Genomic DNA, 16,039 nt, shown 5'->3' with positions numbered 1-16,039 from the left:
CGGAGCCCGCGGCCGGTCCGGCCGCGGGCGTCGATGCGGCCCCGCTCACGCCTCGTCGCCCTCGCGCATCGGGACGCGGACGCCGCGGTCGTCGGCGACCGTCTCGGCGATGTCGTAGCCGGCGTCGACGTGGCGGATGACGCCCATGCCCGGGTCGTTGGTCAGGACACGGCGGATCTTCTCGCCGGCCAGCGGGGTGCCGTCGGCGACGGTGACCTGGCCCGCGTGGATGGAGCGGCCCATGCCGACGCCGCCGCCGTGGTGGAGGGAGACCCAGGAGGCGCCGGAGGCGACGTTGACCATGGCGTTGAGCAGCGGCCAGTCGGCGATGGCGTCGGAGCCGTCGAGCATGGCCTCGGTCTCGCGGTAGGGGGAGGCGACGGAGCCGCAGTCGAGGTGGTCGCGGCCGATGGCGAGCGGGGCGGCCAGCTCGCCGGAGGCGACCATGTCGTTGAAGCGCTCGCCCGCCTTGTCGCGCTCGCCGTAGCCGAGCCAGCAGATGCGCGCGGGCAGGCCCTGGAAGTGGACGCGCTCGCCGGCCATCTTGATCCAGCGGTGCAGGGACTCGTTCTCCGGGAAGAGCTCCAGCATGGCCTGGTCGGTCTTGTGGATGTCCGAGGCCTCGCCGGACAGGGCGGCCCAGCGGAAGGGGCCCTTGCCCTCGCAGAAGAGCGGGCGGATGTAGGCCGGGACGAAGCCGGGGAAGGCGAACGCCCGGTCGTAGCCGGCGAGCTGGGCCTCGCCGCGGATGGAGTTGCCGTAGTCGAAGACCTCGGCGCCGGCGTCCATGAAGCCGACCATGGCCTCGACGTGCCGGGCCATGGACTCACGGGCCCGGGTGGTGAAGCCGGCCGGGTCCTTGGCCGCGGAGGAGGCCATGTCGTCGAAGTCGACGCCGACGGGCAGGTACGCCAGCGGGTCGTGCGCCGAGGTCTGGTCGGTCACGATGTCGATCGGGGCGCCCTCGGCGAGCATCTGCGGGAGCAGCTCGGCGGCGTTGCCGAGCAGGCCGATGGAGAGCGGCTTGCGGGCGTCACGGGCCTCGACCGCCAGCTGGAGGGCGTGGCGCAGGTCGTCGGCCTTGACATCCAGGTAGCGGTGCTCGATGCGGCGCTCGATGGCGCGCGGGTCGACGTCGATGCAGATCGCGACGCCGTCGTTCATGGTGACGGCCAGCGGCTGGGCGCCGCCCATGCCGCCGAGGCCGGCGGTCAGGGTGATGGTGCCGGCGAGGGTGCCGCCGAACTTCTTCGCGGCGACGGCCGCGAAGGTCTCGTAGGTGCCCTGGAGGATGCCCTGCGTGCCGATGTAGATCCACGAACCGGCCGTCATCTGGCCGTACATGGTCAGGCCCAGGTGCTCCAGGCGGCGGAACTCCTCCCAGTTGGCCCAGTCGCCGACCAGGTTGGAGTTGGCGAGGAGCACGCGGGGCGCCCACTCGTGGGTCTGCATCACGCCGACCGGGCGGCCGGACTGGACGAGCATCGTCTCGTCCTGCTTCAGCGTGCGCAGGGTGCGGACCATCGCGTCGTACGAGCGCCAGTCGCGGGCGGCCTTGCCGGTGCCGCCGTAGACGACGAGCTTGTCGGGGTGCTCGGCGACCTCGGGGTCGAGGTTGTTCTGGAGCATCCGCAGAGCGGCCTCCTGCTGCCATCCCAGGGCGCTGAGCTCGGTGCCGCGCGCGGCGCGTACGGGGCGGGGTCCTGACATGGCGGGGTGCCTCCTCCGATGTTGATGATTCCATTCACATCCTCGCGCCCTGAATAGATTCAGTCAACAGCTGCGGGCGGCCCCTTCGGGTGATGGGATGGCGGACATGGCCGCAGACACGGAGGGCGAGGGCGCCGCCGAGCGCCGGGACCGGGTCGTACGGGCCGCGGTCGAGCAGGGGCTGGTGGGCGGGGCCGATGCCGGCGAGCCCCTGGTCTGCCTGCTGGACACCGACGGGATCCGGGCCTCCGCGGCCGCCCTGACCGCGGCCTTCGCCGGGGCCCTGGCCCCGGGAACGCCCGTCCTGCACGCCTTCGCCGTCAAGGCCGCGCCGCTGGTGCCCGTGCTGCGGCTGCTCGCGGCGGCCGGTCTGGGCTGCGAGGTGGCCAGCCCCGGCGAGCTGGCCCTGGCCCGGGCGGCGGGCGTGCCCGCGGCCCGCACGGTCCTGGACTCCCCCGCCAAGACGACGGCCGAGCTGCGCGGGGCGCTGGCCCTGGGGATCGCCGTCAACGCCGACAACCGGCAGGAGCTGGAGCGCCTCGACGCGCTCGTCGCCGGGGCGCGGACCGCGTCCCCGATCGGCGTCCGGGTCAATCCGCAGACCGGCGCGGGCGCCATCGACGCCCTTTCCACGGCGACGTCCACCTCGAAGTTCGGCGTCGCCCTGCGCGATCCCGGGGCGCGCGAGTGGCTCGTCCGGGCCTTCCTGGACCGCCCGTGGCTGACCCGCCTGCACGTCCACTCGGGCTCGCAGGGCGTCCCCCTGGAACTGCTCGCGGAGGGCGTACGGGAACTGCATGCACTGGCCGAGGAGATCAACGCGGCGGCCGGACACCGCCGGATCGACACCCTCGACATCGGCGGCGGCCTGCCGGTGAACTTCGCCTCGGACGAGGCGGTCCCGACGTACGCCCAGTACGTCGCCGCGCTGCGCGGGGCCGTCCCGGCGCTCTTCGACGGCTCCTACGGCCTGGTCACCGAGTTCGGCCGGTCCCTGCTCGCCAAGCACGGGCTGGTGCTGGCCCGGGTGGAGTACACCAAGCGCAGCGGCTCCCGGCCGATCGCGCTCACCCACGCCGGCGTCCAGCTGGCCACCCGCACCGCGTACGCCCCGGCCGCCTGGCCCGTGCGGATCCTGCCGTACGACGCGCAGGGCGCCCCGAGGACGGGCCCGGCGGTGGCGCAGGACGTCGCGGGTCCGGCCTGCTTCGCCGGGGACCTGCTCGCCGCGGCCCGCGAGCTGCCGCTGCTCGCCCCCGGCGACCTGATCGGCGTACCGGACACCGGCGCGTACTTCTTCACGGCGCACTACGGCTACAACAGCCTGCCGCGCCCGGCCGTCCACGGTTTCACGGTGACCTCCTCCGGCAGGGTCCGCTTCCGCCTCGCCAGGCCCGCGCAGCGACCCGCCGACATCGTGGCGGAGGCCGGCGGCGCGCTGCGGGACGCCCTGCTCCAGGGGGGGCCGCCAGACCCACCGCCAGGCCCACGATCAGGCCGTCCGGGGCCGGCGCGGTGACCGCGGGCAGCCGCAGCACGTAGCGGTCGGGGCCAGGCCGAGCAGTTGGGAGGCGACACCGGGCCGGCGGAGCTCAGCCACCGCTGAGGCTCACTCCACGAACAGGCCGCGGGCCGCCGCGCGGGTGTCGAAGGCCTCCAGACGGGCCTGGGCGTCCGGCAGCGCGTCCGCCATGGCCTCCAGCAGGACCCGGCCCAGCAGCATCGGCGCGCATGCCGTGTCGAAGGCCAGTCCCGTGCCGACCGGGGCCGGGATCAGCAGGTCCGAGTGGCGGGCGACCGGGGCGAAGGCCGAGTCCGCGACCGTCACCACGGTCAGCCCGGCCGTGCGCGCCCGTTCCAGTGTGTCCACGACCTCCCGGGGGTACCGGGGCAGGGCGAAGCACAGCAGGGCCGTGGCGCCCTCGTAGAGGGCCGCGTCGATGCGGTCCTCCATCATCGAGCCGCCCTCGTCGAGAAGCCGTACGTCCGGATGGACCTTGGCCGCGAAGTACGCGAAGCCGCGCGCCTGCGAGGACGCCGCCCGCAGCCCCAACACCGGCAGCGGGGTCGACGCGGCGAGCAGCCGGCCCGCCTCCTCGACCGGCGCGGGGTCGGCCAGCATCTCGGCGAGCCGGCGCAGGTTCTCGATCTCGCCGAGGACGGCCTGCTGGTACTCGTTGGACGGGTCCTCGGGCGCGGCGGAGGCCCGCTCGGCCGGGGCCACCTCGCGCAGGTGCCTGCGCAGTGCGGGGTAGCCGTCGAAGCCGAGCGCCACGGCGAAGCGGGTCACCGACGGCTGGCTCACCCCTGCCAGCTCGGCGAGCTCGACGCTCGACAGGAAGGGCACCTCCGCCGCGCCGCGCACCATGCAGTGCGCGATCCGCCGCTGGGTCGGCGTCAGCCGGTGCCCCTCGAACAGCGCCTGGAGCCGCGCCGCCGGGCTGTCGCTCATGCCGTCCCCTCCGTCCCGCTGGTCCATTCAGTCACGGAGCACTCTGCATGGGGTTATGCAGCGGGGCAAGCCGGTGCCCGCGATGCGGATAGGGGGGACAGCCCCAGTGTCGGGGGCGGCGGCGCTTCCTACGGTGGGGCCATGGACACCCACGCCCCAGAGCTCAAGAAGGAACTCGACGCGACGCTGAAGGCCCGGCGGGAGCTGGGCCCGGAGTACGAGGCCGCGCTGGTGGACTCGTTCGTCGAGAAGGTCGACACCCAGCTGCGGCGCCGGCTCGCCGAGGAACGGCTGGCCGCGGCACGCGGCGACGGCCGCTACGCCGGGGGCGACCCGGCGGAGGGGAACTTCGGCGAACGCTTCGGCTTCGCGATCATCACCCTGGTCCTGGCCGTCCCGCTGTCGGCGATCGGTGCCGCACAGGAGGGCTTCAAGGGGCTGGTGGTGGCCTGGGTCGGGGTGCTGGGGGTGAACCTCGTCCACGCCGCCCGCCTGCGGCGCCCCCGGCCGGACTCCCCGGCCTGACCCCTGCCGCCGCTCGCCCGCCGCGCCGCCGGCCCGGCCCCCGATACGGGGGCGGAGGCGGACGGAACGCCGGAGAAGGGTGTGCGCGGGGACCGCCGCACCCTCGATCGAGGGGCGGGACGACGGCGGTCCCCGCGAAGGACACGGCCGGGTCAGGGCCGTCCGCGTCCGTGGTGCTCGCGTGTCCGGGAGCCGCTCCGGGGGGTGCGCGAACACCGTCGGTGGTGCCGGCCGGGCCCGGTTCCCCGGTTCCCTGCCGACGACCACCACTGTGCCGGAGTCGTGTTAAGGCCGTGCTGCTGTCACGTGTCCGGCCCGTACCGTTTGCGCGACGGCCGGGACATGCCGCCCCACCGCTACTTCGTCTTCGCCAGGAAGGCGAGGAGGTCCTGGCGGCTCACCACACCGGTGGGCTTGCCCTCGACCAGCACGATCGCCGCGTCGGCCTCGCCGAGCACCGCCATCAGCTCGGACACCGGCTCGCCCGAGCCGACCTGCGGCAGCGGCGAGCTCATGTGCTTCTCCAGCGGGTCGGAGAGCGCGGCGCGCTGCGCGAACAGCGCGGCGAGCAGTTCCTTCTCGACGACGGAGCCGATGACCTCGGCCGCCATCACGTCGGGGTGGCCGGCGCCCGGCTTGACGATCGGCATCTGGGAGACGCCGTACTCGCGCAGGACCTCGATGGCCTCGCCGACGGTCTCCTCGGGGTGCATGTGGACGAGGGAGGGGATGCCGCCCTCCTTGTCGTTCAGCACGTCGCCGATGCGGGCGGACGGTCCGGCCTCCTCCAGGAAGCCGTGTCCCGCCATCCACTCGTCGCTGAAGATCTTGCTCATGTAGCCGCGGCCGCTGTCCGGCAGCAGGACGACGACGACGTCGTCCGGGCCGAGCCCCTCGGCGGCCTTCAGCGCGGCCACGACGGCCATGCCGCAGGAGCCGCCGACGAGGAGGCCCTCCTCCTTCGCCAGCCGACGGGTCATCTGGAAGGAGTCCTTGTCGGACACCGCGATGATCTCGTCGGTGACGTTCGGGTCGTAGGCGGTCGGCCAGAAGTCCTCGCCGACGCCCTCGACGAGGTAGGGGCGGCCGGAGCCGCCGGAGTAGACCGAGCCCTCGGGGTCGGCGCCGATGACCCTGACCTTCCCGCCGCTGACCTCCTTGAGGTAGTTGCCGGTGCCGGAGATCGTGCCGCCCGTGCCGACGCCGGCGACGAAGTGGGTGATCTTCCCGTCCGTCTGCTCCCACAGCTCCGGACCGGTGGTCTCGTAGTGCGAACGGGGGTTGTTCGGGTTGCTGTACTGGTCGGGCTTCCAGGCGCCCGGGGTCTCGCGCACGAGGCGGTCGGACACGTTGTAGTACGAGTCCGGGTGCTCGGGGTCGACGGCGGTCGGGCAGACGACCACGTCGGCGCCGTAGGCGCGCAGCACGTTGATCTTGTCCATGGACACCTTGTCAGGGCAGACGAAGATGCACTTGTAGCCCTTCTGCTGGGCCACGATGGCGAGTCCTACGCCCGTGTTGCCGCTGGTCGGCTCCACGATGGTGCCGCCGGGCTTGAGGGCTCCGCTCTGCTCGGCGGCCTCGATCATCCGTACGGCGATCCGGTCCTTCACGGATCCGCCGGGATTGAAGTACTCGACCTTCGCAAGGACGGTGGCCTGCAGGCCTTCGGTCACACGGTTGAGCTTCACCAGCGGGGTGTTGCCGACGAGGCTGATCATCGAATCGTGGAATTGCACCATGTTCTCCAAGGAGGGGACTCCACGGGTTCTCCGGGAGGCACGGCCAGGGTATGCCGAAAGGGATTGGCCGACCGTGTGTACGGGGCAGGTAGGGGTCAATGAGGACCGAGGAGGTGGCCTGAAAGGTGTCCAGGGCGCGAACAGCCCGCCGCATCGCGGCGGGGGCGGCGTACGGCGGCGGCGGCATCGGACTCGTGGGGGCCGCCGCGGTCGGGCTGATATTGGCGGAGATGCAGTTCGCCAAGCGCACGGTGGGGTCCGGGCTGCCGGACCCGCCGCGCGCCGACGGGCTGTACGGGAGCGAGTTCGGCGGCCCGGGGGGCCCCGAGCCGCTGCGGTTGGGCATGCTGGGTGATTCCACGGCCGCGGGTCTCGGGGTGCGGCGGGCCCGCCAGACGCCGGCCGCGCTGCTGGCCTCCGGGCTGGCCGCGGTCGCGGAGCGGCCGGTGGAGCTGCGCAACGTGGCCCTGTCGGGTGCCATGTCGGACGACCTGGACCGCCAGGTGGGGCTGCTGCTGGACCGGGACGCGCCCCCGCCCGACGTCTGCGTGATCATGATCGGCGCGAACGACGTGACGCGCCGGATGCCGCCGACCCAGTCGGTGCGGCTGCTGACGTCGGCGGTGCGCCGGCTGCGGCTGGCGGGCTCCGAGGTGGTCGTGGGCACCTGCCCGGACCTGGGGACGATCGAGCCGGTCTACCAGCCGCTGCGCTGGCTGGCGCGGCGCGTGTCCCGGCAGCTGGCCGCCGCGCAGACCATAGGGGTGGTCGCGCTGGGCGCCCGTACGGTCTCGATGGGAGACCTGCTGGGCCCGGAGTTCGCCGCGAACCCGCGCGAGATGTTCGGCCCCGACTCCTACCACCCCTCGGCGGAGGGGTACGCGACGGCCGCCATGGCCGTGCTGCCGACGCTGTGCGCGGCGCTGGCGCTGTGGCCGGAGTCGGACCGGCTGGACGTGTCGCGCGACGAGGACATCCTGCCGGTGGCGAAGGCCGCGTCGGCGGCCGCCGGGCAGGCGGGTACGGAGGTCACCGCGGCCCGCGGCCCGTGGGTACTGCTCAAGCACCGCCGCCGGCGGCGCGTGCCGGGCGAGGACCCGGCGCCGGCGGCCCCGGACGCGGCGGAGCTGGCGCCGTAGGGGGCCGTCCGCACCGTCCGGTCCGCCCGGCGGGGGCCCTGCGGCGGCCGGCGCTGCTCTCGCCGGGTCCGCCCCGGTCGGCGCGGGCCCCCCACCGGCCGGGGTGGCGCATCCTTGGGGGTGCGGACGCCCCGGCCGTCCGGCCCGGTCGGAGCGACCGGCATCACACCCCCAGGCCGGTGACCTCGACCGTACGGGGCGGTAACTTCGCATCCGGTCCCGCAACGACGCACCCCTTGGAGTCCCGATGCCCGAAGCCGTCATCGTTTCCACCGCCCGCTCTCCCATCGGGCGCGCCTTCAAGGGGTCCCTCAAGGACGTCCGCCCGGACGACCTGACCGCGACGATCGTCCAGGCCGCCCTGGCCAAGGTCCCCGAGCTGGACCCGCGCGACATCGACGACCTGATGCTGGGCTGCGGTCTGCCGGGCGGCGAGCAGGGCCACAACCTGGCCCGCATCGTGGCGGTGCAGATGGGCATGGACTTCCTGCCGGGCGCCACCATCACCCGCTACTGCTCCTCGTCGCTGCAGACCTCCCGCATGGCGCTGCACGCCATCAAGGCGGGCGAGGGCGATGTCTTCATCTCCGCGGGCGTCGAGATGGTCTCGCGGTCCGTGAAGGGTTCCTCGGACGGTCTGCCGGACACCCACAACCCGTTCTTCGCCGACGCGGAGGCCCGCACCGCGGCCGTCGCGCAGAGCGAGGGCTCGTCCTGGCACGACCCGCGTGAGGACGGCCTGGTCCCGGACGCGTACATCGCGATGGGGCAGACCGCGGAGAACCTGGCGCGTCTGAAGGGCGTGACCCGGCAGGACATGGACGAGTTCGGCGTCCGTTCCCAGAACCTGGCCGAGGAGGCCATCAAGAACGGCTTCTGGGCCCGGGAGATCACCCCGGTCACCACTCCGGACGGCACCGTCGTCTCCACCGACGACGGCCCGCGTGCCGGTGTGACCCTGGAGGGCGTGCAGGGCCTCAAGCCGGTCTTCCGTCCCGACGGCCTGGTCACCGCGGGCAACTGCTGTCCGCTGAACGACGGCGCCGCCGCGCTGGTCATCATGAGCGACACCAAGGCCCGGGAGCTGGGCCTGACCCCGCTGGCCCGGATCGTCTCCACCGGCGTCACGGGCCTCTCCCCCGAGATCATGGGCCTGGGCCCGGTCGAGGCGTCGAAGCAGGCCCTGAAGCGGGCCGGCCTGACGGTCGGCGACATCGACCTCTTCGAGATCAACGAGGCCTTCGCGGCCCAGGTCATCCCGTCGTACCGGGACCTGGAGATCCCGCTGGAGAAGCTGAACGTCAACGGCGGGGCCATCGCCGTGGGTCACCCCTTCGGGATGACCGGCGCCCGCCTGACCGGCACCCTGATCAACAGCCTGCAGTTCCACGACAAGCAGTTCGCGAGGAACGAGCACGGCACCTGCCCGCAGCGGTGGCGAAGCCCAGCGCGACCACACGCACGAGCGGCTGAGCCGAGCCGGAGCGGAGGGTGACCCTCCGATCACCCGATCAAGGAAGGGGGCAGGCGCCCCTAGGGGTCGGGGGCCGTACTGACGCCGGTTCTAATCCCGCCGCGGCCGACCTGTGACCGAATCTCCCCCAGGATGTGACCTATGTCCTGGGGGATCGGTGTTTACGCAGGTCAGCCACTGCACAGGAGTGAATGGTGTGACGAAGGCCCTGTCCATTTCGTGACGTAATGCACTGCACGCCATTCCCAGGCCGGGACACTCTGATGTAGGAAGTCGGGGGATCGAATCACCTCAGGAGTTAGTCAGTGAGCGCCATGTCTCTTGCCCTGCTGCTGACCACGGCCGCTGCCACGGCCGTGGGCGCTGCTGCTCTGCACGCCGTCCACGGTCTGCGCAAGCAGGTCACCGCCCTGCGCAGTGAGCTGGCGGTGCCGGTCCACGCCCGGGCCGCGACCGTCCCGCACGCCCGCAACGCCGCCGCCGAGTCGCCCGCCGCGGAGATACGAGCCGCCGTCGCCGAGGCCCTGGCCGAGGAGCGCGAGCGCGAGCTGGCCGAGGCGCGCGCCTTCTGGGCCGCGCAGGAGGCCCGTGACGCCGCGGACGCGCCGTCGCTGCTGGGCGGCCTGTCGGGGCTCGGCGAGGACAACCCGGTCTTCCTGCCCCGGCAGGCCGACCTGGTGGGCCTGGAGCCGGTCCTGGGCGAGGAGGCCCTCGACGAGCTGCCCGGCTACCCGGAGGACTCGGCCGAGCTGGCCGCCGCCCGCCGGCGCCACCCCTCGCACCCCGATTTCGTACCGGTCCAGGCCTCGCACCCCGGCGCGGACCACGAGCGCACCGTGAACCGCCTGGAGGAGCTCGCGGAGGCCCGTACGGCCCTCGCGGACGTCCGACCCGGCCCGCTGGGCACACTCGACGTGTACGTCTTCACCGACGGCACGACGCTGTGCATGACCCCGGGGCACCGGGAGACCGCGGAGCGCCTCGCGGAGGCACTGCGCTCGGGAACGGCTCCGGTCCTGCTGGGCGGCTCGGGGATCTCCGGCGCCTACGCGCTGACCTTCTCCTGCGGCGACTCCGAGGACCCGGACAGCAACGTCTACATCCTCGCGGACCGCGTCATCGCATCGCTCTGATCTCCGCCTGCTCCACCAGCGACACGGCCTCGTCCAGCAGCTCGGACGGGGCCTTCGCCGTGTCCGCGGCACCGGCCCCGCCGCCGCGCAGGGCCTCCGCGAGGTCCAGCCCGGCCACCGCCACCTGGTCGCCGACGACGAAGAGGCCCTCGTCGGGCATCACCCGCGGCACCCGTCCGGGCGCCTCCAGCCGCTGAGCCCGTACGGAGAGCTCGCGGGCCAGCTCCAGCGCCGCCGCGGCGGCGCCCTGCTGGAGGCGGCTCTGCGGTGCGGCCCGCAGCCGGTCGGCGAAACGTTCCACGGCGGCGCTCAGGGGCGAAGTATCCAGCACCCGGCCGACCTTACGCGCCGCCCGGGCACCATTGCCAACGGGCGAACTCTCCGGCACGGTGGCGTGAAGAGAACAGCACGGCAACACCTCCGGAGGCGCCCATGTCCGTAGAGTTCTCCGAGCAGACCCACCGCAACATGATCGACAGAATCCCCCTGACCACCGGTCGTGAGGTCTCCGACTGGCTCCGCACCGTCGACGAGGGCCCCTCACTCGTCCGGTTCGAGGAGAAGGTCAGCTGGCTGCGCGGCGCACACGAGCTGTCGTACGGCCAGGCCAAGGCGATCATCCACGAGTACGACCTGCGCCGCGCCGCCCGCCGGTTCGGCTGACCCCTCCCCCGACCCCCGTCGCCCCCCATACACACGGGAAGGCCCCGCGAGCGTCTGCTCGCGGGGCCTTCCCGTGCCGAGTGCCGGTCCGCGCGGGCCCGAGGGCCCGCGGGTCCTGCTAGTCGTCGCCGGAGAGGATCTGGAAGATGCGCAGCATCTCGATGTAGATCCACACCAGGGTCATGGTGAGGCCGAAGGCGGCCAGCCAGGCCTCCTCGCGCGGGGCGCCGTACGTCACGCCGTCCTCGACCTGCTTGAAGTCGAGGGCGAGGAAACAGGCGCCGAGGATGACGCCGATGGCGCCGAACAGCAGGCCGAGGCCGCCGCTGCGGAAGCCGAGGCCGTCACCGCCGCCGAAGACCGCGAACAGCGTGTTCGCGAGCATGAGCAGGATGAAGCCCAGGGCCGCGGCCATCACGAAGCCGTAGAAGCGGCGGGTGACGCGGATCCAGCCCATCTTGTACGAGAAGAGCACGGCCGCGAAGACGCACATCGTGCCGAGCACGGCCTGGATCACCACGCCGGCACCGAAGTAGGTGCTGGTGGCCGCGCTGATGACGCCGAGGAACACGCCCTCGAACGCCGCATAGGCCAGGATCAGGCCGGGGGCGGCCTTCTGCTTGAACGACTGGATCATCGCGAAGACGAACGCCACCAGGGCGGCGCCGATGCCGATCGCGTACGACGTCTTGAGATTGGCCGGGTCGACCGGCAGCAGCACCCACGAGAGGGTCGCCGTCACAATGAGCGTGCCGAGCGTCATGGCCGTACGGCTCACGACGTCGTCCATGGTCATCGCGTTGGTGCGCGCCGGCGCCTGCGGCATACCCGTGGCCGGGTCGGTCGCATAGGGGTTCGTCGCGTACGGGTTCGTCCCGGCCTGCGGGTGCTGCGCGTCAAAGCCCGCGTAGCCACCGTTGTCGCGGCTGAACCCCCGTCGCGAGAAGACCGGGTTACTGCTCCTCATCTCACTCCTCCGTGGCCACCGAGCGCGGCCTTGCATCAAGAGTAATGCGCTCGCAAAGAAAGCACCCTACTGCTGGAGGAGGATCTTAGGAGAAGGCATGGCGAAGCGCAGGAGATAAACCTCGGAGCTGCGCCACCACCGCGACGAGGACCTCGCCGGAGCTACGGAGTGCCCGGAGCCGGACTTGAACCGGCACGACCCGAAGGCCAGCGAGGTTTAAGCTCGCCGTGTCTGCATTCCACCATCCGGGCAGGGCGTGGCGGCCCCCGTGGAAAAAGCCTTGAACGCTGCGCCGAGCCTATCCGCAAGACGCCGGCCGGCGACCGGACGTCTATGCGATGTTGTCTGATTTTATTGGCGCTTGAGGGTCCGTCAGGCCCCAGAATGCGCGGTCGGCCCGTTCTGGACGGCGATCACCACCTGTACGGGAATGACGGGATTTCGATGGCCCGCGCCACCCCCCTGCGCCACCCCCCGCGCCACCCCCGCCGACCCCGGGCCGGTTCCGCCCGCCGCCCCGGCGACCAGGGCCGCCACCTCCTCCGTCCGCCTCTCCTGTGTCATACCAGAGGAGGAGGCGGGCCCGCCCGCCGTCAGTCTGGAGGGGGCCCGCGAACAGTCACGGCGGCTGATCCGCGGCAGGTAGGGGCGCGGTGAAGATGGAGGAGTCCCCGCACAAGCGATCGAGGAGCCGTCCTGTGACCACCATGAACTACGCCCCGCACACCGCCCAGGCCGTGGCCGCCCGCGCCACCGGCCTCTCCAAGGTGTACGGCCAGGGCGAGACCCAGGTGGTCGCCCTGGACAACGTCTCCGTGGACTTCGGACAGGGCCAGTTCACCGCGATCATGGGCCCCTCGGGCTCCGGCAAGTCCACCCTGATGCACTGCGTCGCCGGCCTGGACACCTTCTCGGCGGGCTCCGTCCGCATCGGCGACACCGAGCTGGGCTCCCTCAAGGACAAGCAGCTCACCCAGCTGCGCCGGGACAAGATCGGCTTCATCTTCCAGGCCTTCAACCTGCTGCCCACCCTGACGGCGCTGGAGAACATCACCCTGCCCATGGACATCGCGGGCCGCAAGCCCGACAAGCAGTGGCTCGACACCGTGGTGGACATGGTCGGCCTCTCCGGCCGCCTCGGCCACCGCCCCACCCAGCTGTCCGGCGGCCAGCAGCAGCGCGTGGCGGTCGCCCGCGCCCTGGCCTCCCGCCCCGAGATCATCTTCGGTGACGAGCCGACCGGAAACCTGGACTCCCGCTCCGGCGCAGAGGTCCTCGGCTTCCTGCGCAACTCCGTGCGCGAGCTCGGCCAGACCGTCGTGATGGTCACCCACGACCCCGTCGCCGCCTCCTACGCCGACCGGGTCATCTTCCTGGCCGACGGCCGCATCGTCGACGAGATGCTGCGCCCCTCCGCCGACGGCGTGCTGGACCGCATGAAGGCCTTCGACGCCAAGGGCCGCACCAGCTGATCCCGGGTCCCGCCCCGGCCCTTCCTCCAGACCTCCAGCCCCAGGACTGAGATCCCCCATGTTCCGTACCGCCCTGCGCAACGTCCTCGCGCACAAGGCCCGGCTGCTGATGACGGTGCTCGCCGTCACCCTCGGCGTCGCCTTCGTCTCCGGCACCCTCGTCTTCACCGACACCCTCAAGAAGTCCCTCTCCGGCCAGTCCGCCAAGAGCTACGAGGGCGTGGCCGTCTCGGTCACCTCCTACGGCCAGGGCCGCAACGAGCAGGGCCAGAAGGAGGGCGAGCCCGGCCTCGGCCAGCAGACCCTCGACAGGATCAAGGCGCTCCCGGGCGTGGACAGCGTCAGCGGGCGCGTCTTCGGCTTCGCCGGCGTGGGCGACGAGGACGGCAAGCTGATCGGCTCCGGCTGGTCCAACCAGGGCGCCAACTACACGCCCGTCAAGGACGGCAAGGACCCGCGCTACGCCTTCACGCAGGGCGCCGGCCCGGCCAAGGCCGACGAGGTGGCGCTGGACCGGGCCACCGCCGACAAGGGCGGGTACAAGGTCGGCGACAAGGTCCGCGTCGCCACCAACGGCCCGGTCAAGGAGTACACCCTCGCCGGCGTCTTCACGACCGAGGACGGCGCCGTCCAGGCCGGCGGCAGCCTGGTCCTCTTCGAGACGAAGGTCGCCCAGGAGCTCTACCTCAAGCCCGGCTACTTCCAGGAGCTGTCGGTCGCCGCGAAGAACGGCACCTCCGCCGACAAGCTGCTCGCCGACATCAAGCCGCTGCTCGACAGCAGGACGACCAAGGCGCAGACCGGCGCGGCCCTCGCCGCTGAGCAGGCCAAGCAGATCGAGAAGGGCCTGAGCAACCTCAGCACGATGCTTCTCGTCTTCGCCGGCATCTCGCTCTTCGTCGGCATCTTCCTGATCTACAACACCTTCACCATGCTGGTCACCCAGCGCACCAAGGAGCTGGCCCTGCTGCGCGCCGTCGGCGCCAACCGCGGCCAGGTCATGCGCTCCGTGCTCACCGAGGCCCTCGTCGTCGGCTTCCTGTCGGCCGCGGCCGGCCTGCTGGGCGGCGTCGGCCTGGCCATCGGGATCCGCTCCGTCATCGGCTCCCTCGGCGCGAAGCTGCCGGGCGGCGCCCCCGTGATCGCCCCGGGCACCGTCGTCGCCGCCCTCGTCATCGGCGTGGTCGTCACCACGGTCGCCGCCCTGCTGCCGGCCTGGCGCACCGGGCGGATCGCACCCGTCGCCGCCATGGGCAGCGCCCACCTGCCGGCCACCTCGAAGTCCCTGCTCGTCCGGAACATCCTCGGGTCGATCATCAGCCTCCTCGGCATCGGCCTGGTCTTCCTGGGCGTGTCCAAGGGCGGCGACACCGGCCGCATGATCATGGGCGGCGGCGCGTTCTTCATGCTGATCGGCATGATCGTGCTGCTGCCGCTGCTCTCCCGGCCCGTCATCGGCGCCGTCCGCCCGCTGCTGCAGAAGGCCTTCGGCGTCCCCGGCAAGCTGGCGGCCCAGAACGCCGTCCGCAACCCGCGGCGCACCGCCGTCACGGCCGCCTCCCTGGCGATCGGCCTGACCCTCGTCACCACGCTGTCCGTGCTCGGCATCACCGTCGGCAAGGTCGTCGACCGCATGAGCACCGAGAAGCTCAAGGCCGACTACCGGGTCTCCATGTCCTCCGACGCGGGCAGCCTCGACAAGTCCGTGGCCGAGACCCTGGCCAAGGCCCCCGGGATCAAGGCGGTGTCCCCGCAGACGGCCGGCTACTTCCTCGTCGACGGCGACTTCCGGGCCGCCTCCGGCGTGAACCCGGCCGCCATCGGGCAGCTCCTCAACATCGAGGTCCTCAGCGGCTCGCTCGACAGCCTCGGCAGGGGTGAGGTCGCCGTCGCGGAGAAGACCGCCAAGAAGCAGAACCTCACCGTCGGCACGACGCTCAAGCTGACCCACGACGACGGCCGGGAGGCGTCCGTCAAGGTCGGCGCCGTCTTCAAGGACATGGAGGGCCTGCTCTCCCCCTACGTCATCGACGACAGGATCCTCAGCGAGCACAGCGAGGACATGTACATCCCCGAGGTGTACGTCAACGTCGACGGCGGAGCCTCCGAGGCGGCCCAGCAGAAGGTCGTCGACGCCCTCGGCAAGAACCCGGCCATCACCGTCGCCACCCAGCAGGACATGCGCAACGAGATGGGCGGCATGATCAACACGATGCTGAACATCATGTACGGCCTGCTCGGCATGGCCCTGGTCATCTCGGTGCTCGGCGTCGTCAACACCCTGGCCATGTCCGTCTTCGAGCGGACCCAGGAGATCGGCATGCTGCGGGCCATCGGCCTCGACCGCAGCCGGGTCAAGAACATGATCCGCCTCGAAGCCGTCGTGATCTCGCTCTTCGGAGCCGTCCTCGGCGTCGGCATCGGCATCTTCCTCGCCTGGGCCGTCGGCTCCACGCTGTCGAAGGCCATGCCCAGCTACGAGCTGATCCTCCCGTGGGACCGGATCGGAATCTTCCTCCTGCTGGCCGCCGTGGTCGGCGTACTGGCCGCCATGTGGCCGGCCCGCAGCGCCGCCCGGCTGAACATGCTCACCGCCATCAAGACCGAGTAGCGGCACGGGGGACGACACGGATCCAGGGACACGGGAAGGGCCCCGGGGCGACAACTAGGTTCTAGTGGTCGTCGCAACACCCCAGTTCAGGGGGTATGCGATGGACTTCGAGATCCGGGAGAAGAGGACGGCCCAGGGCCCCGTCAAGCTG

Annotated in this window: 12 protein-coding genes, 1 tRNA gene and 1 pseudogene; 8 read left to right on the top strand and 6 right to left on the bottom strand. The window is 72.0% G+C overall.

Annotated elements, in window-relative coordinates:
- Positions 1–45 precede the first annotated feature (45 nt).
- Positions 46–1,710, bottom strand: coding sequence for a urocanate hydratase (gene hutU, locus IF89_RS0126465; RefSeq protein ID WP_030773097.1), 1,665 nt, complete (start codon positions 1,708–1,710; stop codon positions 46–48).
- 106 nt (positions 1,711–1,816) lie between these two features.
- Between hutU and IF89_RS0126460 the strand changes: the two genes are divergently transcribed.
- Positions 1,817–3,229, top strand: a complete 1,413-nt coding sequence (locus IF89_RS0126460) for a diaminopimelate decarboxylase (RefSeq protein WP_051807659.1) — start codon at positions 1,817–1,819, stop codon at positions 3,227–3,229.
- Between the two features lie 90 nt (positions 3,230–3,319).
- On the opposite strand, the gene IF89_RS0126455 is transcribed toward IF89_RS0126460, so the two are convergent.
- Positions 3,320–4,162 carry a MurR/RpiR family transcriptional regulator gene (locus IF89_RS0126455; protein ID WP_030773087.1) on the bottom strand — a complete coding sequence of 281 codons (843 nt, stop codon included), beginning with the start codon at positions 4,160–4,162 and terminating at the stop codon, positions 3,320–3,322.
- Between the two features lie 141 nt (positions 4,163–4,303).
- Between IF89_RS0126455 and IF89_RS0126450 the strand changes: the two genes are divergently transcribed.
- Complete coding sequence (locus IF89_RS0126450; protein ID WP_030773084.1) at positions 4,304–4,687, top strand: hypothetical protein; 384 nt, start codon at positions 4,304–4,306, stop codon at positions 4,685–4,687.
- A 356-nt stretch (positions 4,688–5,043) separates the two neighbouring features.
- Here IF89_RS0126450 and IF89_RS0126445 read toward each other — a convergent pair whose 3' ends face one another.
- Positions 5,044–6,426, bottom strand: coding sequence for a cystathionine beta-synthase (locus tag IF89_RS0126445; protein ID WP_030773081.1), 1,383 nt, complete (start codon positions 6,424–6,426; stop codon positions 5,044–5,046).
- A gap of 128 nt (positions 6,427–6,554) precedes the next feature.
- On the opposite strand from IF89_RS0126445, the gene IF89_RS0126440 reads away from it, so the two are divergent.
- From IF89_RS0126440 to IF89_RS0126430, 3 genes and pseudogenes are all read left to right on the top strand, one after another.
- On the top strand, positions 6,555–7,568 hold the full coding sequence (locus IF89_RS0126440; RefSeq protein WP_030773079.1) for an SGNH/GDSL hydrolase family protein: 1,014 nt from the start codon (positions 6,555–6,557) through the stop codon (positions 7,566–7,568).
- 247 nt (positions 7,569–7,815) lie between these two features.
- Positions 7,816–8,970: pseudogene (locus tag IF89_RS0126435) on the top strand (acetyl-CoA C-acetyltransferase); the annotation flags it as partial.
- A 386-nt stretch (positions 8,971–9,356) separates the two neighbouring features.
- Positions 9,357–10,175: a hypothetical protein gene (locus IF89_RS0126430; RefSeq protein WP_030773076.1), complete on the top strand. Its 819-nt coding sequence runs from the start codon at positions 9,357–9,359 to the stop codon at positions 10,173–10,175.
- Here the strand turns inward: IF89_RS0126430 and IF89_RS0126425 are convergent.
- Positions 10,159–10,506, bottom strand: coding sequence for a hypothetical protein (locus IF89_RS0126425; protein WP_030773074.1), 348 nt, complete (start codon positions 10,504–10,506; stop codon positions 10,159–10,161). The two genes, IF89_RS0126430 and IF89_RS0126425, sit on opposite strands and share 17 nt — an antisense overlap.
- 101 nt (positions 10,507–10,607) lie before the next feature.
- Between IF89_RS0126425 and IF89_RS0126420 the strand changes: the two genes are divergently transcribed.
- The gene (locus tag IF89_RS0126420; RefSeq protein ID WP_030036969.1) at positions 10,608–10,838 is read left to right on the top strand and encodes a DUF4287 domain-containing protein; all 231 of its coding nucleotides are present in this window, start codon (positions 10,608–10,610) and stop codon (positions 10,836–10,838) included.
- Between the two features lie 118 nt (positions 10,839–10,956).
- Here the strand turns inward: IF89_RS0126420 and IF89_RS0126415 are convergent, their stop codons facing one another.
- On the bottom strand, positions 10,957–11,805 hold the full coding sequence (locus IF89_RS0126415) for a Bax inhibitor-1/YccA family membrane protein (RefSeq protein ID WP_030773071.1): 849 nt from the start codon (positions 11,803–11,805) through the stop codon (positions 10,957–10,959).
- Between the two features lie 169 nt (positions 11,806–11,974).
- Positions 11,975–12,056 (bottom strand) — tRNA-Leu (locus IF89_RS0126410).
- A gap of 456 nt (positions 12,057–12,512) precedes the next feature.
- Here IF89_RS0126410 and IF89_RS0126405 point away from each other — a divergent pair.
- Positions 12,513–13,277: an ABC transporter ATP-binding protein gene (locus IF89_RS0126405; RefSeq protein WP_107047363.1), complete on the top strand. Its 765-nt coding sequence runs from the start codon at positions 12,513–12,515 to the stop codon at positions 13,275–13,277.
- A gap of 58 nt (positions 13,278–13,335) precedes the next feature.
- Positions 13,336–15,888 carry an ABC transporter permease gene (locus IF89_RS0126400; protein WP_030773056.1) on the top strand — a complete coding sequence of 851 codons (2,553 nt, stop codon included), beginning with the start codon at positions 13,336–13,338 and terminating at the stop codon, positions 15,886–15,888.
- Positions 15,889–16,039 lie beyond the last annotated feature (151 nt).

The sequence above is a fragment of the Streptomyces sp. NRRL F-2664 genome, assembly GCF_000719345.1.
Lineage (GTDB): Bacteria > Actinomycetota > Actinomycetes > Streptomycetales > Streptomycetaceae > Streptomyces.
This window is presented reverse-complemented; position numbering and strand designations above follow the sequence as displayed.